This window comes from Flavobacterium branchiarum (assembly GCF_030409845.1).
Taxonomy (GTDB): Bacteria; Bacteroidota; Bacteroidia; order Flavobacteriales; family Flavobacteriaceae; genus Flavobacterium; species Flavobacterium branchiarum.
In genome coordinates this window covers 293,661-319,106 of record NZ_JAUFQQ010000003.1, presented here as the reverse complement: position 1 = coordinate 319,106, position 25,446 = coordinate 293,661, and the positions used below count along the sequence as shown (strand labels likewise).

The following is a 25,446-nucleotide window of genomic DNA, read 5'->3' as shown; positions in this document are numbered from 1 at the left end:
TCATACTAGATATCAAATCATTGCAAAAACAACTTAAAAATTCATCCTTTCTGAATAAAAAAAGCCTAGGAAATCCAGAAAACAATCTTATATTTGCACACGCAATCAGAATATGATAGCAACCTAGTAAAATAGGGCGATTAGCTCAGCTGGTTCAGAGCACCTCGTTTACACCGAGGGGGTCGGGGGTTCGAACCCCTCATCGCCCACAAAAAAACTCCTTAATTTCTTAAGGAGTTTTTTTATGCCATTATTTCACTTACCCCTTACTGCTCGGGCAAGAATTCCAAACCTGCAGAATTAAGTTCAATAATCATATCTTATTAATTTATCAAACTAATTTTACTTAGCCAATTTTCTATTTTACACCATTTTGTTATTACTTCTTAATTATTTTAAAGCTCTCATTAGCTCCATTTTCAAAACTAATTTTTACAAAATAAATTCCACTATCAATATTTACAGGACTCACCACTATTTTAGAATTTGCGATAACATAATCTTGCTCTAAAACCTGCTTTCCGTTTGCATCAAAAATGGACACTTTTATATAATCGGAAAAAGCAGCTTGAAACTCAATCTCAAAAAAATCATTAAATGGGCTTGGATAAACCACGTAGGACTTATTTATCATTAAGTCAAAATCCGGATTACCCAAAGTTGCATTAAAATCCCCTGCTTCATTATTATTTTTATCCAATGAAGTAACTACAAAATGCTTCGTGTCTTTTAAGTCTTGCGAAACAACTAATTCATTACCCACAACAATATCGATTATCTTAGAACCATCATCTTTATTGGTTATAGCCTCAGCAGAGTTATTAAAAGCATAGACAACATATTTCACAGGCAAATCACCATCTAAGGCTACAACAGGAGTATCCCATGTTAGCGTTGAACCAACAAATCTAATGTTTTCTGGAGCATTAGGACAAATAACATCTTTACCCGCGATTGGCGGTGCAAATGCCCTGTATTTATATTGATTGCTATTCAAAACATCATTAATAGTTTTTGAATTACCTTTTATGCTAGTGTAATTGTAAGCAATTTGCCCAAAAGTAGCATCCATCGAAGGAGCTCTATTTTGAATAAATTGATTCTGCATTTCAATTGCTGTCCAATTATTTGAATCAGTCATTTTATAGTAAGCTTGACTAATATACAGTTGTTTCCCGCTAGCCTTGGCTTGATCGTTCCACCATTTTGACAGAGCCACATAATCTTGAGAACCGGTAATTTTCCAATACAATTGAGGAGCTAAATAATCTACCTTACCCGAATTCAACCACGCTAATGCATCACAATAAAGAGCCGAATATGCTGAATTTCCAGAAATTCCGGTAGGCGTTCCACTTTTCCAAATCCCTGCAGGACTAACACCAAAAACGATATTTTTATTTAAATCGGCATTTATAGTCTGTATTGCATCGTAGGTTCCCGCAATCATCTGGTTTACATTATCTCTTCTCCAATCAGTAATGGTAGCAATATTATTTGGATTATTATCGATATAAGTTTGAGCGTCTTGGTTTGTCGCCATTCCTCCATTGGGATAAAAATAATCATCAAAATGAATTCCATCTACATCATATCGTGTAGCAATATCTTGTACAATACTGATGACATAATTTTTTACTGTAGGTAAGCCAGGATTTAATATTTTTTGTGAATCAGCTGATGATGTAAACCACCAAGTAGGCTGGGTGACAGTAATATGATTAGCAGAAGTAGCGTATGTAGAGGCTGTTTTTGCTCGATAGGGATTCAACCAAGCATGCAAATCGAGTCCTCTTTTATGAGCTTCATTTATAACAAACAACAAAGGATCCCACAAAGGATTTGGTGCCAAACCTTGTGTTCCAGTTAAATAATACCCCCAAGGCTCAATACTTGAGACATACAAAGCATCACACTCTGAACGAACTTGAAAAAAAACGGTATTATAACCATTAGCTTTTAGATTATCTAAAATCACAATCAATTCTGCTTGCTGTACTGCTGGTGAAGCTAATCGATTTGTAGGCCAATTTAAACTGTAAACTGAGGCTAAAAAAACACCTCTCAAATCGCGTTTTGGATTGCTTTTGCTAAACTCGCCACCCATCGAACATTGGGCCGTAGCACTGTTTATCACTCCAATAAAAAAAAGTAAGACAATTAAATAATTTTTTCTCATAGTTAGTTGGTTTTAATTAGTTATTTAACACAAAACATAACGATACTTTTAACAAATACGCTTTTTTGCATTTTACCAAATATACAAAACAACATAATGCAAAATAACGCAAATGCTAAAATAAGTATAAATCCATTTTCAACCATTAAAACAATGATAATCTGCTTCATATAATAAAAATTAAAGATTTTACTACTTATGCAAAAATCAGCACAATTACCTAAAAACACATAAAACAAGAAAAAAGGCGCATCAAAAATTTCCTTAATTTCTTAAGGAGTTATTTGATGTCATTATTTAACAAATGTCTTCGCAATATTTTTCATTTTTATCTAAAATAAATCTCAATTTATTAAAAGGCATATATCGTATTATTCTGTTTTTATTGTACTATTGCAAAATAATTACACTTCATTACGCAACACCTATACAAACAAAATAAGAGAGTTGCGCACTGTAAAACAGTAGTTATATATTTCAAGTATTACTCACAAAAAATTTAAAAAAAGACATTTAAATGCATCAATTTTGGAAGTTAAAAGAATCGAAATCAAACAAACTGATTTTGATTAAAGACCAAATAATTTTTAAGGGGAATCCTAAAGAAAATGACTTGAATCGTGTAAATCCAGAAACGACTGAATTAGAATTCTTAAAAGATTTATTTAGCATTCCATATTCTTACATTAAAAGAATAGAAAACCAAAGAGGAAAAAATCATATCAAAATATTATTTGGGAATAACTCTGAAGAAGAACTAAAAGTTGACAACGAAATTATAAAAAATGAGATTTTTGAGTTTTTGAAATCCCAAAATCCGAAATTAAAATATTCAGCCGAAATTCCTAGTGTAATGAATTATGCAAAAGCACAACTTTTTGCATTATTATCTATTACGGTAATTTTTATTTGGTCACTATATTTAGCTTTCCAAATTGAAAATGGTGCAAGGTATGAACTTGTCGGTGGTGGGAGTCCAGGAATTACAGGAATTGTACTTGTAATTGCAAATCTTGGCAGTTTAAAAATTATTACTGGATATATAATCCTATTAAGCATAACACTATTGAGCTTGACCAAAAGATTAAAATCAAGAAGTGAAATCGAGGTACTTAAAAGATAGAAAAATGATATCAAAGACTCTCCATAATAAATTTGAGCAATTGGCTTAATTTAAAATTAGTAATGTATTTGATAAGTCTAGGAAATCCAGAAAACAATCTTATATTTGCACACGCAATCAGAATATGATAGCAACCTAGTAAAATAGGGCGATTAGCTCAGCTGGTTCAGAGCACCTCGTTTACACCGAGGGGGTCGGGGGTTCGAACCCCTCATCGCCCACAAAAAAACTCCTTAAGAAATTAAGGAGTTTTTTTATGCCATTATTTCACTTATCCCGGATCAGGTGCAAAAGTTGTGGATTATGTAAAATATCTCATCAAGTAGCTAGCAGAAAACAGTTTTTTTATATAGAATTCTGCTTTACCCTCAATCTTGTCTCTCTGAGGAACGAAGAGTCACCACAAGAAACTAACACAAAGTATTTTTAGATAGTCGAGCCACTAATGAAGACTCTTCGTTCCTCAGAGAGACAAGTTTACGACTTTTTAATGCGTAAAATAAAAACCGAATCAAGTGTCGGTTAGAAACCCTAACTACCCACCAAGAAACTCCTTAATTTTTTAAGGAGCTTTTTTATGCAATTATTTCACGAATCGATTATCATAAAGTCTATTTCGAATGCTATGATTGGGATTCCCAATTGTTTCCAGAATCATTTTAGAATTTAGCGGCATGAAAAAGCTCATAATCATTTTTACACTTTTATTTTTTACATTTCAAACCGTAGCACAAATCAGTCCACCAGGATTAGGACATTCTGAAATGCCCAGCTGGTTTGCAGCCGGAATAAGAAATAGACTAGATTCTAAATGGGAATCGATGAGTTATTTAGGAATTGGATTCAAAGACATGACAGCAATCAACTCTAATAAAAATCCCACTATTTTGGTTCTAAATCAGGAATTTATCAGACAATTAAAAAATAACTGGAACTACTCTTTAGCTTTAAGTTTGAGAAATCAAAAACAACAAATCTCTTCAACCAATCAAACTTTAGATCAACAGGAAATAAGGTTTTACGGGAGACTATCTCATGCTTTTAAATTTTCAAAACTAAAATTGACTCCTACTTTTAGACAGGAACTAAGAAAATTCTTTTCTCCAAAAAACCTCATAGATTCCGAATCTTTAGCCTTGAGAAGCAGACTGAGATTACAGTTGAGTATTAATCTAAATGAAGAAGCTTCTAAAAAAATAATTATAAGTTCCGAACAACTATTTTCAGCTGAAAAAAATGAATTATCAAAAAAATGGAGTGATTTAAAATATAAGGAAAGTCGATTCTTAATATATTATTCGGTAACACCAAGAAAATCAAATATAACTTTTGACATTGGCTACATGAATAATTTAGTTGGAGGAAACAATCCCTATGCTGTAAATTATCTGTCGCTAGATTTAATTTTCAACTATAGAAAAAAAAATTAGCACAGCCAGATATAGTCTGAAATAGAAATGATTAAAAAATAGATCTAAAAAAACACAAAGAAAATCATTAAGAAATTACTAAAACAATCTTCATCTACTTGCCTCAAGCATTATTTTAATTTTAATTCTCAACCAAACAAATCACAAAAGTGGTTTTATCCTCTTGGTTCTTAAAATCCAAATAACCACCGTGAGCTTCAATAATACTTTTAGAAAGCGTTAATCCGATTCCTGCACCTTCTTGTCTAGTGGTAAAAAAAGGCAAGAATACTTTCGTTTCTATTTCTTTATCAATTCCGGTTCCGTTATCAATAATCTTTATAAAAATTCTGTTTTCTTTAATTTCCGAAGCAATTAAAATTTGTTTGTTTTCACTATTTTCTAGAGCATGCATGCTATTGGTTAAAAGATTAATCAAGACTTGCTCCATTTGTTGCTGATCTACAGACAACCAATACTTAAAATCAATTGTATTTATAACCTCAATCCCTCTTTCTTTAAATAATGGATCCATTACTAGAAGACAATCCGCAATGAGTTGCAACAAATCTATTTTGTCTTTTTGAGGAGAAGGCAACATTGCTAGCTTTCGATATCCTTCTACAAACTTCTGCAAAAGATCACTTCGTCGTAACATGGTTCCAACACCACTTTTAATATCTTCAATATCATCTGATGAAATCGAATCTTGCTCTACTAATTCCTGTAAATTTTGCGAAATTGAACGAATTGGCGTTATCGAATTTAAAAGCTCATGCGAAATCACTTTCATCAAATTCACCCAAGCTTCTTTCTCTTTTTTCTCAACCACATTTTGAATCGAATCTAGCAAAACAATAAAATAATCTAAATCACAAATCTCTGTTCTAGATGTTTGCATGACAAATGTTTGTACATTCTCCTGATTTACACGTATGTCTATTGCAGTTTTAATTTCCTGAAAATCCTGTTCCTCAATTACATTACATAAAGCTGGTAAATGATTTTTTAAATACTTCCACTTAGAGATTTTTGGGACATCAAAATATTTAGAAAAATAATCATTCATTAAAAAAACATTCCAATCGTCTCCTTCCTTTTGTAAGATGAAAATTCCTGTTTCAATATTATTCAATATAGAACGATAAACAATATCCTTAGAAACTTCTTCTTTTTGCTTCGTTTTTAGCGTGTTGTATAAAGTAAATAAATCATCATAATTTTTATTGAATTTATGCTTCGAAAAATCTGAAGAAAAATCATCTTCCAATATCGAAGCTATCGTTTTATTATAAAGTAAAACGAAATTTCTAACATAGAAATACAACTCACGAATAAGTAAGAAAACAATAAATAAACTAAATATAGTGGTAAAAATTAAATCCTTTTTAAAAAATAAAATGGCAAGTTCAACACCCACTAGTATAAAAATTAACCTCAAGAAAAGAAGATTGTATATTTTTAATGATTTAAACATATTAGTTAATGCTAATGTTATATTTCTCTAAACGTCGGTACAACGAACCTCTTGACAATCCTAACTCCTCAGCTGTTTTACTGATGTTATTATTGTTTTTAAGCAATGCTTTTTCAACTGTAGCCTTCTCTACTGTTGAAAGCTGAATATCATCTGAATTTTCATCGTATGTAGTTATTTCGTCAAGATCCAAATCCGAAACTGTGATTCGATTGTTTTCACAAAGGATAACGGCACGTTCAATCTTATTTTCCATTTCTCGGATATTACCTTTCCAAGCATGTTTTTCTATTTGTTCGAATACTTTTTTATCAAAAGCAATGGCATCTCTTCCGTATTTCTCTCTCATTTTTTCTAACAAATATTCCGCTAGAGGAATTTTATCTTCATTTCGTTCCCGCAACGGAGGCAAAACAATTTCCATTGTATTGATGCGATAATACAAATCTTCTCTAAAGTTTTTATCCTCAACTTCTACTTTCAGATTTAAGTTAGTCGCAGTAATGATACGCACATTAAGTGGTCTCGCTTTTGTTTCGCCTAACCTTGTTACTGTTTTGGTCTGTATAACTTGCAGAAGTTTCGATTGTAAATGCAAAGGAACATTCCCTATTTCATCTAAAAATATAGTTCCGTTCTGTGCCATTTCAAACCGCCCAGGCGTATCTGTTTGTGCATCAGTAAAAGCTCCTTTAGCATAGCCAAACAATTCACTTTCAAAAATATTAGAATTTAACGATCCTAAATCAACTGCAACAAAAGGATTGTTTTTTCTTTCTGACTGGCTATAAATATGATGTGCTAAGACAAACTTACCTGTTCCGTTTTCGCCCAATATCAAAACATTCGCATCTGTTTTGGCCACTTTATCTGCCAGAGAATATGCTTTTTTTATAATCTCTGAATTCCCTACAAAAAACTCATCATTAACAACAACATCCTTTGCATTCCTTTGATTCTTCCGACTTACATCAACTGCTTGTTTTACCGTTTCTAATAATTTTTTATTCTCCCAAGGCTTTAAAATATAATCAAAGGCTCCCGATTTTAATCCCTCAACTGCGGTTTCTACTTTTCCAAAAGCGGTCATTAATATAACTACTGTTTTGGGCGAAAGCGTTTTTATCTCTTTTAGCAAATACAATCCTTCTCTCCCATCCTCAAAACCAATTCGATAATTCATATCAAGCAAAACAACGTCAATATTATTTTTTGCTAATAATTCGACAATATTTCTTGGATTATTTAGTGTATAAATAGTCTCAAAATACTTTTTCAGATACAATTTTGATGCAAAAAGAATATCCTCTTGATCATCTATGATTAATATGGAAGCATTTGTCTTTTTCATTTTTGTTCAGTTTTGGACGAAAGCTGTCCAATTATGGACAGTATAATTTATTTCAATAAAATAAAATCTTAAAAATAAGGCATTTACAATCTTTAAATTTTTGGCATAAAATTCACATTATGACTTGTAAATCATTAATTACGAACACCTTTCGAAAGTAAAAATAACAAAATAAACAACTATAAATTACATTGTGAAATATCTAAATTTACAGATGTGTTTCTTTTGCTTCGATGACAAAAAATTTAAAGAAAAAAAACAATCACTAAAAAAAGTCAATCATGATTACCATCAAAAAGCTTTCAAAAATATTTAGAACCGAAGAATTAGAAACCAATGCATTAAGTGAAATTTCATTAACCATTAACCAAGGTGATTTTATTTCTATTATGGGACCATCAGGAAGTGGAAAATCAACTTTACTAAACATTGTTGGATTATTAGACAGTGCTACCAGCGGCAATTACCTGCTTCTAGATCAGGAAATGGTTGGCTTAAAAGAAAAATTAAGATCAAAAGCCAGAAAAGAAAACATTGGTTTCATTTTTCAGAACTTTAATTTAATTGATGAAATATCTGTTTATGACAATATCGAATTACCGTTAATTTACAACAATGTTCCCGTAGCCGAAAGAAAGATAAAGGTACCTGAAATTGCTAATAAATTAAACATCTCGCATCGCTTAAAACATTATCCGCAACAACTTTCTGGAGGACAACAACAACGTGTTGCTGTTGCAAGGGCTTTAATTAATAATCCAAAAATAATTCTTGCCGATGAACCTACAGGAAATCTAGACAGCAAAAATGGAAATGAAGTAATGGAGCTACTTACCGATTTACATGCCAATGGAGCAACAATCTTAATGGTAACCCATTCTGATTACGATGCTTCTTATTCTCAAAAAACAATTTTAATGAAAGACGGAATTATTCTTTCAGAAAAAACAAACAATAGAAATGTTGATGTATTTGTAGCAAACTCTAAAAAAATGACATCATGCTAAAAAATTGGATCAATATATTTATTTACCATATTAAAAGCAACAAACTCTTTACTGCTTTAAATGTTTTAGGATTGAGCATTGGAATTTCGGGATTAATCTTTGCTATTCTGTACTGGAATAACGAGCACTCGTATGACCAATGGAATCCTGATAAGGACAGGATTTATTCGGTTATGAATGACATTGGAGAAGGAAACATCTGGTCTGTAAATCCTGCACCCATAGCACCAATACTAAAAATTACCTCTCCTGCTCTCGAGAGTTATTGTTACACTCAAATTAATTACTACAAAGAAACCATTACGTATAAAGCGAAACGAGAATTAATAGATGGTATTTATACTGCACAAAGTAATTTTTTTACTTTTTTCCCTTTCGAATTTATTCATGGTAACGGAAAAACTGCTCTTAAAGATCGTAACAGCATCGCTCTGTCTGAAGAGACTGCTTCTCAATTATTTGGGAATGAAAACCCTATGGGCAAGCAAGTAACCTATCTAAACAAACTATTTGTTGTAAGGGGTGTATATCGATTAAATCAAAATTCTTCAGTAGTGCCTTCCTTAGTAACGACTATAATAGAAGACGATTTAGAAAAAGAGAAAGACAAGTGGAGTTATAATTTTGGTTTGATGCTGAAATTAAAAAAACAAAGCGACACCACTTCAATAGTAAAAGATTTAAATACCATTTTTATAGACAACTGCTTAAAGGTTCAAGCAAATCAAGAAGGCTTAACTGTCGAAAAATATATCAAGAAATATGGTGAGCCTGTAAAATCAAGTTTACTTTCGCTACCTAATACCAGACTATACAAAGGGAACACGCCTTTTCCTGGAGACACTGGTAACTTACAATTCTTAAGAATATTAATGGGTTTATCTATTCTTATTTTGTTGCTTTCAATTGTAAACTACATTAATTTGGCTACAGCCAATGCAATAAAGAGAGCTAAAGAAGTAGGAATAAGAAAGATTGTCGGTGCAGAAAAGTCTCAAATCATAACGCAATTTGTATTTGAAACAGCATTAATTACCCTTTTTTCACTCTTATTGGCATTAGTAATCGTAGAGCTTTCGTTGCCGTATTACAATTCATTTTTAAATACAAATCTCCTAATCGAAGGATCTCAATTTTACTCACAATTAATACTAATTTTTATAATTGTAATTCTTGTTGCTGGAGTTTTACCTGCAATATATGTCTCCAATTTTGAACCTTTAAAAGTATTGAAAGGGAATTTTTCTCGTAGCAAAAACGGAATTTGGCTACGAAACGGAATGCTTGTTCTACAATTTACCATTGCAACATTTTTTATCATTGGTTCATTTATCGTTTACCAACAAGTAAAGTTTATGACCGAGAAAGATTTAGGTTTTAAAGGCGCACAAGTTATCGATGTGACTTTTAAAACTAAAGAAGGCCAAAATCAATACGACAGATATAAAGTTATCAAGCAACAAGCGCTAAAGATTAAAGGAGTCGAAGCAGTTTCGGCAGGATTATTTTCTATTGGTAGTGACGAAAATTCTTGGGATAGCTTCTCATACAAAAGCGATAAAGGCATCTTAATCCAGCGCATGGGAATCGATTTTGGAATACTAAATCTACTAGGAATCAAAATCATAAAAGGAAGAGATTTGACAGATCAATTTTCATCGGATACAATTTCGAACGTTTTACTAAATGAAACCGCCGTTAAGATGATGCAAGAGAATGACCCTATCGATAAAGTAATTAATTGGAAAGGTAAAAATTGTAAAATAGTAGGAGTCGTAAAGGACTTCAATTATTTTGGGCTTGAAAACAGAATAAGTCCTATGATTTTCATGCATTTAACAACCAACGCCATTAAAGATGAAAAACTACATAATATTTCCTTTAAAATTGCCTCACAAGATATGTCTAAAACCATAGCCGCTTTAGATAAATTCTGGAATACAAAAGTAGATCCCGAATATCCATTTGAATATAATTTTGTAGATAAAAATTTCGCCAGAAAATATGACATCTACAAAAATCAAAGTAGGTTGTTTTCTTTACTAAATGTAATTGTAATTCTTATTGCTGTATTTGGATTATTCGCCTTAGCTTCTTTTTCGATGGAACGGAGATTAAGAGAAATTGCTATTAGAAAAACACTAGGTGCAGAAACGAATCTTTTACTACAAGAATTATCAAAACAATATGTTCTTTTTTGCATCATTGGTTTTATAATCGGAATTATTCCTGCCTATTTCCTATTAGAAAAATGGCTTGAAAACTTTGCCTTTCGCATCGACATCCCAGTTCTACCGTTTATAATTGCTTTTGTATTCTTATTGTTTCTTACACTAACAATCGTTTTAGCCAAAGCCTATCAAGTAACAAAAGTTGATGTTTTAAAATACTTAAAGTACGAATAATATAGCGTCACTATTAATCACTAAACTCCTTAATTTCTTAAGGAGTTTTTTTATGGTATTATTTCACGAATCGCTCAGCATTTCTATCCTTACCCCAATCTTGTCTCTCTGAGGAACGAAGAGTCACCACAAGAAACTAACACAAAGTATTTTTTGATAGTCGAGCCACTAACGAAGACTCTTCGTTCCTCAGAGAAACAAGTTTGCGACTGTTTAATGCGTAAAATAAGAGTAGAACCACAGAATAAAAAACTCCAAAATCAGTATGAAAACATAAAACAAGTATCCTTTTATATTATTCTGTTTTTTTTAGTACTTTTTATATGCTAGAGATAATCAATTAATTATTCGAAAAAATCTTTATTATTTTTATCTTTCCTGAATAATTTATATTCTTCTTTCGCAATAGAATCCAATTCTCTACTAGCAAAATAACATAGGCATGTTGCTGAAATGTATTTTTTCTTTTTATATAATTCGTCATCATAGTGACTCTCAACCACTGGCATATTATCCGCTATTTTTTTACTGTCAGCTTTAATCTTATCCCATTTATCAATAGGAATAATAGTTTCAAAGAATAAATCTTCTTTTTTTGCTAATTTATAAATAGAGTCATTTTTATATCCTTGGAAGAGGCAGTCATAAAATGCTCCTATTTTATAAGAGTTAACCCATCCATTAATGGGTGTTTTTTTGCTATCTGAAGATCTAGGATAAAAGAAATTATCTCCATAATAGACATTAAGATTATCAGTTCCTTTAATGCTTGTGCAAGAGAACACTGTTACTAGTAGCAACAGTGTTGTAATTTTGATTATTAATTTAGTATCCATACGTCTATTCTTTCTATTGGTCTATCAAAAAAGCATCCATATACACAATTTCCCAAATTTTTACTATCAGTAAACATAAGGTCAGAGTGCCCTGACATTCCAGTTTTGTCACTATAATCCTTTGTAGTTACCATCGAATAAATTCCTTTAATATCTTTAAGTAACTCTGGAAAATTTGCCCCATTTGTACCTCCTTCACTCCCTAAATAAGATATGTGGTTCGCATTTGAAGGATTTGTTTCAAAAGTTTTTCTCATCCAAATGTTTAACTCCCTAGCGTTTAGAAAAAAGTATTTTCCTGTAAATTCTGCGCCTCCACCTTCAATTGTTTTACCCGGTAAATTAGGAATTACAACACCTGATCTGTTTAATGCTATCGAAACTTTTGCAGCACATGTGTTTTCAGTTATTCTCGGATATTTAGTTCGCACTTCTTGTACTTTGCCTCCTATTAAACCATATACATTATCTGCACCTACCATAAGTTTTCCATCTGTAGAGCGAGCCATGCCATTATAATAATCATTATAACTAGGTAAATCTTGTTTAGGAAAAGTTAAATTTGGATTTTCCCAATAAGTAGTATCATAACTCCAATCTTGACCTTCAGAAACACTCATAAACCAATTATTAAATTGTTCAAATGTTGTATCAGGATTATTCTTGAAATAATCCAGTGCCCAAGGTACAAAAGTTAAAGTTTCCGGAACGTAACCTCCTTCTAATGTTTTATTTCTTTCTATATAAGAATCAATACTTTTTCGAGCTTCCTTATATTCAACTCTTAACAATAAATCAATTTCTGCACGGTTTAATACTGAAGTATAGTAATTATAAGGATCATACATAGGTATTGTTAGAATAGGTGTATAGGGTACCATTTTAGTACACCTTCCTTCAGAACCTTGCTCAATACAAATAAATTCTGGTGTCCAATCTGGACTTGGACTCGTTGGAGGAAAATAGGCACCTGTTCCTTGATTCGGAGCTGAAGGTGATGTTACACAACCCGTACATCCACCAGGATAAGGGCCAGGACCAGGATCAGTAGGACGAGGAATAGGAGTGCAACTTTCGGAGACAATCCAACCAGGTTGTTGCCCAGACGTGCCAGTGCATGACTGCCCAGGAGAATGATTCCCTCCTGCAGTACATTGTTTAGGACTGTATGTTGTTACGCAAACCGTTAAAGGTTCGTCTATTACTCCATCTGAACCTATTTCAATTGCACCGTTATTTTTATTAGTCGTTGTTGTTTTTTCATCAATATTTACTTTTCGCTTATAGTATAAATATACAATCGTTTTACTTCCTGTGAAATCAATATTGTCATCTGGTTTTACAAGATGTTTTCGTATCGATTCTTTATAATTTTCATCGGGATAGTAAGTCACAAGATAGGCCGCATCTCTTAGCGCATCTTTTTCAATTACAAGATTTTGAAAAATATAAGAATTTCCAGAATCATTAATTATTGGTATTGTATAAGAGGTATAATCGTTTAGTGTATATTTTTTTACTCGGTTTGATAAATCTAAATTGAATAAATTTTGATTTGTGTTTTTTAAATTGTTTGCATTTTGTTTAAGTTTTTTTGAAGTCTTCTGTAAAATTGGGCTTAAATAATAATCTTTTTCAATTTCGTCGAGACTTATATTTTCTTCTTTTATCCCAGATAGCAATTTTGTTGTCGCACTTACCTCTTGCGGATTTTCAAATGTTTCATTGTTACAGTTCGAAAACAATAATAAAACTGAAACAAAGGCAATCCCTAATTTAATTTTTCTCATGTATTTATGGTTATTGGTTACTAGAATTGGATGCTTTAAACGTCTTAAATTAAAAGTTATCAGTATTTCATCCTAAGTAAATATACAGTAAAAATCTTACTCATACATATTACTTATATTTTATTAAAATTAATGTACCGATTTGTATCACATCCACCTGAATACAAAAAAAATGCAGAATTATATAAAAACAAAACTAAAAAAACAGGAACTTTTTATTCCTTATCTCATTCATTCCTTAATTATTGAGCACAGATTACAAATCTGTAGAATTTGGATTCGTAATAAACATTTTATTAATTTCATCCAGAAATTCAATTTCTTCAAGAGGAAGTAACTGCGTAACTACTTTTAATATTAATGCAATATCGATAGATGAATCTCTAGGCATATTTGAAATTTCAGGAGTTTCATGATCTAATGCCAGAGTACACAATTTCAACATATTAGTAATAACAGATGAGAGTTCACAATAATTCAATACCTTGATTTCTGCTGTATAACTATCCATTTTACCATTTAGGGGTTTTATTGTAGTGAAATACCTAGCGATTAATTGTCTAAACTCATTAGAATTCACATTTTTTTGTACTTCCATAATTTTGATTTTTACAAGTTAAACATTGTTTCTATTTTCTATTTTTGTTTATTACATACAAAGAAAAACGGCTTAGTACTGTACCCAACCATTAAGAATTGTAACTTACCAAACGGTACTTGTTTTTTACCAAAACCTATTTTTTAAGAGAATTTTAAATATCTTTGAACTATGAGCACAGTAACAAAACCAAAACATATAGGCAGAAATATTAGCCGAATAAGAGAGCTACGCGGTATGAAACAAGAAGCTTTGGCTACTGCAATTGGTGTAAGCCAACAATCCATATCTAATATTGAAGCAAGTGAAACTGTTGATGAAGAAAAACTACAAGCTATTGCCTCAAGTTTAGGTGTTTCTGTAGAAGCAATTAGAGATTATAGTGATGAAGCCGTATTTAATATAATTTCAAATACTTATCACAATACAAGTAGTGACAACTCTACATTGATTGCTAGTTCTGTGAATTATCAACCAACTTTTAATACAGTCGATAAAATAGTTGAACTATACGAACGTTTAGTTCAAGCAGAAAAAGAAAAGGTTGAATATTTAGAGAAGGTAATAAAAGAGAAATAACCTTTTATAGAAGATATATCAATGTCTTAAAGAGGCTGTCCGAAAAGTATTTCGTTCAGCCTCTTTTTTTATTACTTTATTTCTCCAACGACAAAACATAAAATAAATAAACACGTTATAAAAAAAAGAACACGATGAATATCAGAATTTTAGTTTTTATACTTTGCGGAATATCTACTTTATCTTTTTCTCAAAAGACCACTTTTAACATTAAATATTCGGAACAATTAGCGGTATTTATTTTTATGCAAAACCTATCTGAAAACTATCCAGATAATGTCTACAAAACAGAATTTCTAAAATCAAAATACAACGTTGACAAGTACAACGATATCATTTCAAAATTTGACAAATTAATACTTGATTACAATTATCAATTTGATGAATTCCCTTATGGTTCAAAAAAGCAAATGCAGACGGAAGATATTTTGAAAAAGAATCTTATTGAAACTACTAATCTAACCGATTTCAAACTTCGTTGCATTGGCATGATTCCGAATAAAACATTGAATGATTTAACAACCAGCATTTCGGAGTTTACACCTATCTACAATGAACTAATATACAACCCAAATAAAAAGCAGTTTGAAAAACAAATTACAGAAATCACGAGATATTCTAATGAAAATAATATCGAACGCTATTTCGAAACTGGACTAGTTTTTTATAACTCAAGTTGGGACAATTCAATTCCTTTTGAGATTGCATTTTACCCTTTACCAAATTCTAAAGGCTTTACAGCACAAGCATTTTGCAATAATTTCATAAGTGCAATTCAAACCAATTTAAGCGATTACAAAGATTTATTTAGTGTTATGTTACACGAAACGTATCACATCATTTACAACGAACAATCACTTGAAGTAAAAGAAGAAATCAACAAAAATTTCCAAGAGAATAAATCAATATATAGCAATTATGCTTATCAGCTTTTAAATGAAGTTTTAGCTACTGCTTTAGGGAACGGCTATGTTTACGAAAAACTAAACGGAACAGTAGATTCTAATGATTGGTATTATCATAAGTACATTAATTTGATGGCAAAACAAATTTATCCGTTAGTGAAAGAATATATTGCTCAAAATAAATCTATGGATAAAAATTTCATTGATAACTATATCAAACAGTATGAAGAAAACTTTCCAAATTGGATAAATGAACTTGATAATATAATGGCTTACAGGTACGTTATTTCAGAAAACCCAAAAGATTTTGATGTAATTAAGAAAAAATTCCGTTATCGCTCTCGAACGAATTATGAAACTGAAATTACAAAAAGTGCCATTGAAAAAATGCAAAAAACAACATTAACGAAAATGATAATTGTATCAAAAAACAACAAAGAGAATCTTAAATTAATCAAGGACAGTTTCAAGGAACTAAAAAACTGGAAGTATAATCCTGAAAAAGAATTTAACTATAAAATATTGCTAGAAGACAAAAGTCAGCTGTTCATCATCAACCAAAAAAATTCGGCATTAGATTTATTGATAAATTAGATATCACATAATCTAGTTTACTTGAGATTCTTTGTTTTACAAGAATTATTCATTGCTCTAATATTAAACAATTATAGAATCTTTATTGGATTGTGATTTTATTATAATCCATCCAGCGCTTTAAATTACCAGTAAATCTTTTTAAGTGATCTTCATTCAAGAAGATGTTTGTCCAATGATCGAATCTGTCGCATTGCATACTTAAAAAATAGACCATAACACCAAGACAAACAAAAGATATAATACGTTTTTCTTCTTCGCTTATTTCGCCTTTGGATTCATAACCTTTTAGAAAAGTTACTGCCTTTGCTTCATAATCCTTTTCATTCGGGTTTGTAATAAAGAGCTGAAACAAAAAGTATGAAATATCGAGACATAACCATCCATTACCACAAAAATCAAAATCAAATAATGTTACTTTATTCTCTTCATTAAAATGCATATTATCAAACCATACATCGAGATGAACTGCTCCAAATCTGACTTGATCAATTTTTATTGCATCAAATTCTTTCTGAAGAAAGGTCGCTAAATCTTTCAAGAAAAGTATTTCATCTGTTTCTTTTTTGAAAAATAGCTGGATTCGTTTAACAGAATCTACCAACAAAACAGTATCGTTATATGTTTCTCTTTTTAATGTAAAATTTTGGGTTGATTTATGAACTTCGCCTAATGCTTGTCCGATAAAGAAACTTGTTTCTGCAGTAAATTTAGCAGATTTAGCACCGTCAGCAAACGAAAACAATACTCCAAATCTCTTTCCTTCGGGAGCGTTTATTTCTTGAATATATTCGTTTGAGTTGGTTGCAATGGGATAGGAAACTGGCGTTTTATTTTCCCGCAAGTGAAGTAAGAGTCTTAATTCTTCGGCTATTTCCGTTTTTGTTCTCCAATCAAAAGTATAAACACGAAAAACATATTTCTTGTCAACATCAGTAACAATATAAACATGATTCATAGCTGCTCTAAAAAGTTCACATTCAGTATTCTTACTTAAACCATATTGCTGTTGTAATAATTCACCAAGTTTACTCGCTGAAAGAATTGAACTTATTACTGGAAAATGTTGCATGATTTTTTTATTTATTACTAATTATGATGGCTCTCTATAAAAACAAAACTGCTCTAATTAGAAAAAATTAGAGCAGTTTTATATTGTAAAATACTATTTAGAACTCTGTGTAAGCTTTAACTAACAGATTCTAATATTAACTATTATTGCTTATTATTAAGGATATATCATCAAAAATACAAAAGCAAATAAATTGACTAGAAGTACGACTCCATAAACAACATTTGACTTTCCTTTACTTAATGACAACATTACCGTAAATACCGACAATGCCAATAGAACAATCGATTTAATATCTAGTCCTAAGATAATAGGCATATCCATCATAATACAAACTGCTGCAACACTAGGAATAGTTAATCCGATACTTGCCAAAGCAGAACCCAAAGCTAAGTTAATACTAGTTTGAAGTCTGTTTTTTCTTGCTGCTATGATAGCCGCAATAGCTTCTGGTAATAATATTATTGCTGCAATAACAACCCCAACTAAACTTTTTGGTAAATGATAGCTAACAATAATTCCTTCGATTGTAGGCGATAGCGTTTTGGCCAATAAAACTACAATTCCTAAACTTACAACAAGGAAGAAAAGACTAGTAAAAAAAACTTTGTTATTAATCGGGATAGGCTCAGCTACTTCTTCATTTTCATCTGCACCAATCGTAAGAAAGTATTGTCTGTATCTTGTAGTCTGCGCAAATAGAAACGAACCATAAATAACAATACATGCACCAGATGCAAAAACAAGCTGTGGTATTGAGTAATAAGATCCCGAAACACTTTCGGTGAAAGTAGGGAACACTAATGTAAATACTATAATCGAAACTAGCGAAACTAAGCCGATAGTTACCGATGAAGGCGAGAAATTCTGTTCATAATGTTTAAGCCCACCGATTAGAAGGCACAATCCAATAATACCATTAAGAATAAGCATCGTAGCTGCATAAACTGTGTCTCTCGCAAGCGAGGCTGCTTCTGAACCTTCGGACATCATCAAAGACACGATAATTGAAACTTCGATAACTGTTATTGATATAGCTAAAATAATGGTTCCGTAAGGCTCCCCTACTCTTTCTGCTATTATTTCTGAATGATGCACTGCCGACATAACACTAAGGATAAGTAATATGCTTGCAACTACTTGAAAGATGCTGCTATTATCAACAAGGCCACTAAAAAAAAGAGCCCAGGATAATACTGGAATAATAATTGTCCACTGTAGTAATTGTTTCATTTTTTTGATATATAAATACTGGTAAATTAATTTTTGCCAACCTATTTTAACATAAATTGACATTTATTTCCCAATATAAAACTTTTTTCACTTAAATCAGTAAAAAACTACATATTTTTTAATATTCAAGTCTTCAAAAAAGTACTTAAAAACATTACTAACGCTACTAAATCATACAAAACACAAAACAAAACAACTAAAAAACAAGCACTTAAGATTCACCAAATCATTTGCAAAATTGCAGATCATTTTTTACATTTATAAATCTGCACCTTGCTTAAATAAAATTTTATTTTAAGATTAACACGTATCAAAGCACATTACTAAAATTAACTTAATAATACTGTAGAATCACAATTATCCTTCTTGCAAAACTCTTTTATTGCAATCAAATAAACTAAAAATGACCGAATCAACTAATCTATTTATCATAACTGGAGGACCAGGTGCTGGTAAAACAACCATTATTGAAGAATTAAAAAAAAGAAATTATAATTGCATAGACGAAGTTGCACGCAATATAATCAAAGAGCAAGTAGCCTCAAATGGAGATGCCTTACCATGGGCCAACAAAGAAAAATACACATTATTAATGTTAAAGCACTCCATAGAAACCTTTATAGAAAACGAGAACAATTCTTGTATTACTTTTTTTGATCGAGGGATTCCAGATACGTTAGCATACGCAAACTTAATCGGACTAAAACCTTTTACAGAACTTTTAGAGGCTACTAGAAAATATCGCTATAACCCAATCGTATTCGCTCTTCCTCCTTGGAAAAAAATATACCAAACAGATTCGGAACGCAAACAAACTTTTCAAGAGGCGATAGATACCTACGAAGCAATAGTAAAAACGTACACTAATTGTGATTACCAATTAATCGAAGTGCCAAAATTAGACATAAAAAAAAGGGTTGATTTTATACTGTCTATAATCGAAAGCGACCAATTAATATAACTAAAATTATATATAATAGTAATGTAACAGAAACAAAATTCCTTTTGCTAACAACCACAACAATACTGCCATTCCTAGACAACTCCAAGCCCATTTACTAGCTCTTCTATTCCAACTTAAATAATGCATGACAATCTCCCAATATTTTATAATTATAAATACACACAGCCCTGTTATTCCTACCCAAATCATTTCTACTGATTGGATATAAAAACTATAGACCAAAGAAGAAAGCAAAAAAAGGACTGCAACAAATTGTAGATAAATGTAGTTTTTATAATTATGCTTATAATTGACCTTGAGAGATAAAATTAGAAATGATGCAACCAATAAAGAAGTTAGTGCTGTTACAAAATAAGATAAACCTTCATGTGATTGATACAAAAAAACTGCATCAACCAATAAAACCAAAACAGTACAAGTTGCTAACGAGTGAATACTTCTTTCAACACGAGGATCTTTAAAAGGAATCAGAACTGGATATATGTACTTTTCAAGTGACCGCCAAATAGGGAAAGCATAAACAGCTACAAGACTCGTTATAACGACTTCATAATAATACAGTTTATCTTGAGGCACTTTGCACAACATAAATAAAATAGCAAAAGTTACAATAATAGCAGGAAAGCAAATTGTCTTTATTACTTTCCACGTATTGTTCTCCCAAAAATTATCTCGTATTTCATGAATATATCCCTTTACAAGATACTCTTTAGTAAATAAGGCTGTCGATTGACTCCAAATCAGAAAGATCCCAAGATGCGCTAAAACAGTACGCAAAACCATATCATCAACATTGCTGGCTATAAAAACGCTAGCAATACCAATCAGTAACAATTCATAAGTAAGTAAAACTTGTGAAAACAACACTTTAAACAAGGGCTGAAATTGCTTAATGAGAATCTTTATAATGAGGCTCCAATAATTACGCATCAAAGCAATTACTGCGCATACTGCAATGAATGCAGCCAAGTATAACATCCAATTGGCAAGCGATTGTGCTTGCATCCATAATTCGACAGATGAATTTTTAACTGGGGCATACATGATATGAGAGTTCTCAAAGATTTCCTTTGCCAATGCATCTCTTTTATTATTATTAAACGATGGAAATTGACTTTTATGTTTCAGCCAATACTGTTCTTCATCAGCACCATTATTTTGCAAAACTGCAAATTCAAAGAGCATCTTTTTTTGAGCTTCATTTAACAATACAATCTGATTAGTTGCATTCTTAGGATCGTTCCCTGCATACATACCAGTACAAAAAATTAATAGAAGTAATATTATTCTTTTCAAAGCTAACGTAGATTTATCCAATCAAAAATACTAATAATAAATCTACGGAAACCAGCAGAGAATCACTATTTCATACAAAAGGACTACAAAAAAAGCTTCTAAAAATAATAAATAGCCTAAAAACAGAAAACCCGTTCGCAAAGCGAACGGGTTTTGTAATAATATATAATCTAGTTATTATGCTTCGAATGGAAGTATAGAAACGTAAGATTTATTATCTCTTTTCTTTTGGAACTTTACAACTCCAGCTACTCTTGCGTGTAGAGTGTGATCTTTACTAATGTAAACGTTTTCACCTGGATTATGTTTTGAACCTCTTTGTCTAACGATGATGTTCCCAGCAATAGCAGCTTGTCCTCCAAAAATCTTAACGCCTAAACGTTTTGATTCTGATTCTCTACCATTCTTCGAACTACCGACACCTTTCTTGTGAGCCATGACGTATGAGTTTAAATATTGTTATTATTCTTTAGTAGCTTCTTTTTTTGCTTTTGGAGCCGCTTTTTTAGCTTTAGGAGCTGCTTCTTCAGTCGCAACTTCTTCTGCTACAACTGCTTTCTTAGCTGCTGCTTTTTTAGTTCCTCCAGCTGCAGTAATACCTTCAATTACAATTTGAGTAAGATATTGTCTGTGACCATTTCTCTTTTTGTAACCTTTTCTTCTTTTCTTTTTGAAAACGATTACTTTGTCTCCTTTTAAGTGTTGTAACACTTTAGCTTCTACAGAAGCACCTTCTATAGCTGGGGCGCCTAAAGTTACATTCCCATTATCATCTAATAAAAGAACTTTGTCAAAAGAAACTTTTGAACCTTCTTCATTAGCTAATCTGTGAACATAAACCTTTAAGTCTTTGCTTACTTTGAATTGTTGCCCTGCTATCTCTACGATTGCATACATACCAAATTGATTTATTGATTTTTAAGGTTGCAAATATACAATTAATAATTTACTATGCAATTTCTTAAAGTAAAAATATTCAATACTCTTTAAACCCTGTTTCTCAATAGGCTATAATTCATACAACAAAACATACTGTAGTAAAATACTGTTAAAAGAATTTCGTTTTTGCTATTCTTAACCAAAAAAAGTTATTTTTGATGTAACTATTTCTAATTAATCATTACCTATTAAGTGTAATAAAAAATTATTAACCTTTATGAAAAAATCAATAATTATGTTAAGTGCTGCGCTTATGCTAGGTGGAGTAGCTACTGCTCAAAAAGTAGCCTTTGAAGAATACGATTTGGACAATGGCCTACATGTCATTTTGCACAATGATTCTTCGGCACCAGTTGTCATAACTTCTGTAATGTACCATGTCGGATCAAAAGACGAAACTCCAGACAGAACGGGTTTTGCTCATTTTTTCGAACATTTATTATTTGAAGGAACTGAAAATATTAAACGTGGAGAATGGATGAAAATGGTAACTGCCAATGGTGGAACCAATAACGCTAACACATCTGACGACAGAACGTATTATTACGAAGTTTTCCCATCTAATAATTTAGAATTAGCACTATGGATGGAATCAGAAAGATTGATGCATCCTGTAATAAACAAAATTGGAGTTGACACTCAAAATGAAGTTGTTAAAGAGGAAAAAAGAACTCGCTACGACAACCAACCTTACGGAAACATTCTTCCAGAGGTAAAGAAAAACATGTTCAAGAACCACCCTTATCGTTGGACTACAATCGGGACTATGGAACATCTTGATGCTGCAACTCTTGACGAATTTAAAGCTTTCAATAAAAAATTCTACACTCCAAACAATGCTGTTTTGGTAATTGCTGGAGATTTTGATAAAGCAAAAACCAAAGAATGGGTTCAAAAATACTTTGGACCAATAAAAAAAGGAGAGAAACTGCAAAAACAAACTTTTACAGAAGAACCTATCACTCAACCGATAAAAGCTAAATACGAAGATCCAAACATTCAAATTCCGATGGTTGTTGCTTCATACCGTACTCCATCGATGAAAACTAGAGACGCAAGAGTACTAGATTTAATATCTTCTTATTTAAGTGATGGAAAAAGCTCTAAACTTTACAAAAAAATAGTTGACGAAAAAAAGATGGCTTTACAAATTGGAGCTGTTGGTTTTAGTCAAGAAGATTACGGTATGTACATTTTATACGGCTTACCAATGAACCCTTATACATCTGCCGATCTATTAAAAGAAATTGACGAAGAAATTGTAAAACTTCAAACCAACTTGATTTCTGAGAAAGATTACGAAAAACTACAAAACAAGTTCGACAACAACTACGTTAACTCAAACGCAACTGTTGAAGGAATTGCCGAAAACCTAGCTAGTTACTATCTGCTTTATGGTGATATAAATCTAATAAACACAGAAATTGACCTCTATCACTCTATAACAAGAGAAGAAATTAGAGATGTAGCAAAAAAATATCTAAATCCTAATCAACGTTTAATTCTAGACTATGTTCCTACTACAAAGGCACAAAATTAAGACTCTTAGAAACATGAAAAAAAGAAACATTATTTTAATCCTATTATTCGTAACAGGAATTATGCAAGCACAAGATCGTCCACAACCTAAACCAGGTAACGCTCCAATAGTAAATATTAAAAAACCACAAACCTTTGTTTTGGCAAACGGGATGAAAGTTTTGGTTGTCGAGAATCACAAATTACCTAGAGTAAGTTTTAACCTAACCCTTGACAACGCTCCTTTTACAGAAGGAAATAAAAAAGGAGTAGATGAGCTAACAAGTAATATGATTGGCGACGGAACTAAAAAAACTAAAAAAGAAGCTTTTAACGAAGAGATTGATTTCTACGGAGCAAATATTAATTTTAGTTCTAGCGGTGCTTTCGCAAGTTCTCTTTCTAAATATTCAGGAAGAATCTTAGAACTTTTAGCAGAAGGTGCTTTGCAACCTAATTTTACTCAAGCAGAATTTGATAAAGAAAAAGCAAAACTCAGCGAAGGACTTAAAACTGAAGAGAAAAGCGTACCTGCTATCGAAAGAAGAGTAGTTGATGCTTTAGCGTTTGGAAAAAACCATCCTTCTGGAGAATTTATCACTGAAGAAACACTAAAGAACATAACACTGGCTGATGTAGAAAACAATTACAAAACACATTTTGTTCCAGAAAACGCCTATTTAGTAGTTATTGGAGATATAAAATTCAAAGAAACTAAAGCCGCTGTAGAAAAACTGTTTGGAAAATGGGAGAAAAAAGCACAACCAAAAGACACCTACCCTAACCCTGTAAATGTCTCTAATCTTCAAATTAATTTTGTTGACGTTCCTAATGCTGTCCAATCAGAAATAGCACTAGTTAACACAGTTAACTTAAAAATGAACGATCCAGATTTTTTCCCTGCAGTTATTGCAAACCAAATCTTAGGAGGAGATTTCAACAGTTACCTAAACATGAATTTACGTGAGGCTCACGGATGGACATATGGTGCTAGTTCAGGCCTAGGAAGCGGAAAATACACTGCTAAATTCAAAGCTGCTTCGGCAGTAAGAAATGCTGTAACAGATAGCGCTGTAGTAGAATTTGTAAAAGAAATCAAGAGAATTAGAACGGAAAAAGTTTCAGACGAGATTTTAAAAACAGTTAAAGCAGGATACATCGGTAGATTTGTTATGCAGGTTGAGAAGCCACAGACTGTAGCTAGATACGCATTGAATATTGAGACCGAAAATCTTCCTAAAGATTTTTACGAGAAATACATTCAGAACATCAATAAGGTAACTCCAGACGAGATACTTAGAGTAGCCAACAAATATTTCCCAATTGATAACATGAGAATTGTTATTACTGGAAAAGGATCTGAAGTAATTCCCGGTTTAGAAAAACTAAACATTCCTATTAGTTACTTTGACAAATATGCTAATCCTACAGAAAAGCCATCATTAAAGAAAGAAGTTCCTAAAGGCGTAACTGCTAAAAGCGTATTTGACAATTACATAAAAGTTATAGGCGGAGAAAAAGCAGTAGCCTCTGTAAAAACAATTGCTATGCTAGGATCAACAACTATTCCTCAAGCACCGTCTCCATTAACCTTTATCTCTAAAATGGATGCTAGAGGAAAAATGATGGTTTCACTAGCGATGGGACCTATGAATTTAATGAAGCAAGTTGTCAATGAAAAAGAAGCTTATATCGAACAACAAGGACAACGAAAAAACCTTGAAGGTAAAGATCTTGCAGATATGAAAGCAAGCGCTGTTCCGTTTGAAGAGCTTCACCTTTCTAAAAAAGAAGGCTTAGTGATTGACCACATTGAACCTATTAACAACAACGATGCTTACGCTATAAAAGACGGCAAAACAACTTACTTCTTTGATACAAAATCTGGATTAAAAGTTGCCGAAGCTAAAGTTTCCGAACAAGCGGGGAAATCAATTACTCAAATTACAAATTTTGGTGATTATAAAGAAGTAAAAGGAGTTAAGGTTCCTTTTAACATTACTCAAAATGTAGGTTTTGAATTGAACATCAAAATGTCCGAAGTAAAAATCAACGAAGGTGTTACTGATAAAGACTTCTTATAATCTTTTAAAACACAACCATTTCAAAAAGCCTTTTGCTTAGCTTGAAATAACCTTTATAAGGTTTGTCAAAAATTAAAATTTTGACAA

20 protein-coding genes and 2 tRNA genes are annotated in these 25,446 nt (G+C 31.7%); 11 read left to right on the top strand and 11 right to left on the bottom strand.

Features of this window, described 5'->3' with window-relative positions:
- Positions 1-134: 134 nt before the first annotated feature.
- Positions 135-209 (top strand) — tRNA-Val (locus QWY99_RS01755).
- 170 nt (positions 210-379) lie between these two features.
- Here the strand turns inward: QWY99_RS01755 and QWY99_RS01750 are convergent.
- Positions 380-2,179 carry a glycoside hydrolase family 10-like protein gene (locus tag QWY99_RS01750; RefSeq protein WP_290260276.1) on the bottom strand — a complete coding sequence of 600 codons (1,800 nt, stop codon included), beginning with the start codon at positions 2,177-2,179 and terminating at the stop codon, positions 380-382.
- Between the two features lie 517 nt (positions 2,180-2,696).
- On the opposite strand from QWY99_RS01750, the gene QWY99_RS01745 reads away from it, so the two are divergent.
- The 3 genes from QWY99_RS01745 (at position 2,697) to QWY99_RS01735 (ending at position 4,732) form a co-directional block, all read left to right on the top strand.
- Complete coding sequence (locus QWY99_RS01745) at positions 2,697-3,302, top strand: hypothetical protein (protein WP_290260274.1); 606 nt, start codon at positions 2,697-2,699, stop codon at positions 3,300-3,302.
- Between the two features lie 146 nt (positions 3,303-3,448).
- Positions 3,449-3,523, top strand: a tRNA-Val gene (locus QWY99_RS01740).
- 453 nt (positions 3,524-3,976) lie between these two features.
- On the top strand, positions 3,977-4,732 hold the full coding sequence (locus QWY99_RS01735; protein WP_290260272.1) for a DUF2490 domain-containing protein: 756 nt from the start codon (positions 3,977-3,979) through the stop codon (positions 4,730-4,732).
- 121 nt (positions 4,733-4,853) lie between these two features.
- On the opposite strand, the gene QWY99_RS01730 is transcribed toward QWY99_RS01735, so the two are convergent.
- Positions 4,854-6,188 (bottom strand): sensor histidine kinase, encoded by a 1,335-nt coding sequence (locus QWY99_RS01730; RefSeq protein ID WP_290260270.1) that lies wholly within the window; start codon positions 6,186-6,188, stop codon positions 4,854-4,856.
- 1 nt (position 6,189) lies between these two features.
- A complete protein-coding gene (locus tag QWY99_RS01725) occupies positions 6,190-7,539 on the bottom strand; it encodes a sigma-54-dependent transcriptional regulator (RefSeq protein WP_290260268.1) in 1,350 nt (449 codons plus the stop codon).
- A 281-nt stretch (positions 7,540-7,820) separates the two neighbouring features.
- Here QWY99_RS01725 and QWY99_RS01720 point away from each other — a divergent pair, with 281 nt between their 5' ends.
- Both QWY99_RS01720 and QWY99_RS01715 read left to right on the top strand, forming a co-directional pair.
- The gene (locus QWY99_RS01720) at positions 7,821-8,546 is read left to right on the top strand and encodes an ABC transporter ATP-binding protein (RefSeq protein ID WP_290260266.1); all 726 of its coding nucleotides are present in this window, start codon (positions 7,821-7,823) and stop codon (positions 8,544-8,546) included.
- The gene (locus QWY99_RS01715; protein WP_290260264.1) at positions 8,540-10,951 is read left to right on the top strand and encodes an ABC transporter permease; all 2,412 of its coding nucleotides are present in this window, start codon (positions 8,540-8,542) and stop codon (positions 10,949-10,951) included. The genes QWY99_RS01720 and QWY99_RS01715 overlap by 7 nt, the downstream gene beginning before the upstream one ends.
- 344 nt (positions 10,952-11,295) lie before the next feature.
- Here QWY99_RS01715 and QWY99_RS01710 read toward each other — a convergent pair whose 3' ends face one another.
- From QWY99_RS01710 to QWY99_RS01700, 3 genes are all read right to left on the bottom strand, one after another.
- Positions 11,296-11,787 (bottom strand): hypothetical protein, encoded by a 492-nt coding sequence (locus QWY99_RS01710; RefSeq protein WP_290260262.1) that lies wholly within the window; start codon positions 11,785-11,787, stop codon positions 11,296-11,298.
- Entirely contained in the window at positions 11,772-13,577 is a 1,806-nt protein-coding gene (locus QWY99_RS01705) for a T6SS effector amidase Tae4 family protein (protein WP_290260259.1), read from the bottom strand. Before QWY99_RS01705 ends, QWY99_RS01710 begins: the two co-directional genes overlap by 16 nt.
- A gap of 256 nt (positions 13,578-13,833) precedes the next feature.
- Complete coding sequence (locus QWY99_RS01700; protein ID WP_290260257.1) at positions 13,834-14,175, bottom strand: hypothetical protein; 342 nt, start codon at positions 14,173-14,175, stop codon at positions 13,834-13,836.
- Positions 14,176-14,346: 171 nt separating this feature from the next.
- Here QWY99_RS01700 and QWY99_RS01695 point away from each other — a divergent pair, with 171 nt between their 5' ends.
- On the top strand, positions 14,347-14,754 hold the full coding sequence (locus tag QWY99_RS01695) for a helix-turn-helix domain-containing protein (protein ID WP_290260255.1): 408 nt from the start codon (positions 14,347-14,349) through the stop codon (positions 14,752-14,754).
- Between the two features lie 134 nt (positions 14,755-14,888).
- Positions 14,889-16,253: a hypothetical protein gene (locus tag QWY99_RS01690; RefSeq protein ID WP_290260253.1), complete on the top strand. Its 1,365-nt coding sequence runs from the start codon at positions 14,889-14,891 to the stop codon at positions 16,251-16,253.
- A gap of 82 nt (positions 16,254-16,335) precedes the next feature.
- Here QWY99_RS01690 and QWY99_RS01685 read toward each other — a convergent pair whose 3' ends face one another.
- Together QWY99_RS01685 and QWY99_RS01680 are read right to left on the bottom strand one after the other, a co-directional pair.
- Complete coding sequence (locus QWY99_RS01685; protein WP_290260251.1) at positions 16,336-17,325, bottom strand: phosphotransferase; 990 nt, start codon at positions 17,323-17,325, stop codon at positions 16,336-16,338.
- Between the two features lie 156 nt (positions 17,326-17,481).
- Positions 17,482-18,558 (bottom strand): calcium:cation antiporter, encoded by a 1,077-nt coding sequence (locus QWY99_RS01680; RefSeq protein ID WP_290260249.1) that lies wholly within the window; start codon positions 18,556-18,558, stop codon positions 17,482-17,484.
- A gap of 403 nt (positions 18,559-18,961) precedes the next feature.
- Here QWY99_RS01680 and QWY99_RS01675 point away from each other — a divergent pair, with 403 nt between their 5' ends.
- A complete protein-coding gene (locus QWY99_RS01675; RefSeq protein WP_290260248.1) occupies positions 18,962-19,519 on the top strand; it encodes an AAA family ATPase in 558 nt (185 codons plus the stop codon).
- A gap of 6 nt (positions 19,520-19,525) precedes the next feature.
- On the opposite strand, the gene QWY99_RS01670 is transcribed toward QWY99_RS01675, so the two are convergent.
- From QWY99_RS01670 to rplU, 3 genes are all read right to left on the bottom strand, one after another.
- A complete protein-coding gene (locus QWY99_RS01670; RefSeq protein ID WP_290260246.1) occupies positions 19,526-20,818 on the bottom strand; it encodes a hypothetical protein in 1,293 nt (430 codons plus the stop codon).
- A gap of 177 nt (positions 20,819-20,995) precedes the next feature.
- Positions 20,996-21,256, bottom strand: coding sequence for a 50S ribosomal protein L27 (rpmA, locus tag QWY99_RS01665; protein WP_035685981.1), 261 nt, complete (start codon positions 21,254-21,256; stop codon positions 20,996-20,998).
- Positions 21,257-21,280: 24 nt separating this feature from the next.
- Positions 21,281-21,715: a 50S ribosomal protein L21 gene (gene rplU / locus QWY99_RS01660; protein ID WP_290260218.1), complete on the bottom strand. Its 435-nt coding sequence runs from the start codon at positions 21,713-21,715 to the stop codon at positions 21,281-21,283.
- A gap of 259 nt (positions 21,716-21,974) precedes the next feature.
- Here rplU and QWY99_RS01655 point away from each other — a divergent pair, with 259 nt between their 5' ends.
- Both QWY99_RS01655 and QWY99_RS01650 read left to right on the top strand, forming a co-directional pair.
- Positions 21,975-23,297, top strand: a complete 1,323-nt coding sequence (locus QWY99_RS01655) for a M16 family metallopeptidase (RefSeq protein WP_290260216.1) — start codon at positions 21,975-21,977, stop codon at positions 23,295-23,297.
- 13 nt (positions 23,298-23,310) lie between these two features.
- Positions 23,311-25,359, top strand: coding sequence for an insulinase family protein (locus QWY99_RS01650; RefSeq protein ID WP_290260214.1), 2,049 nt, complete (start codon positions 23,311-23,313; stop codon positions 25,357-25,359).
- Positions 25,360-25,446: the final 87 nt, after the last annotated feature.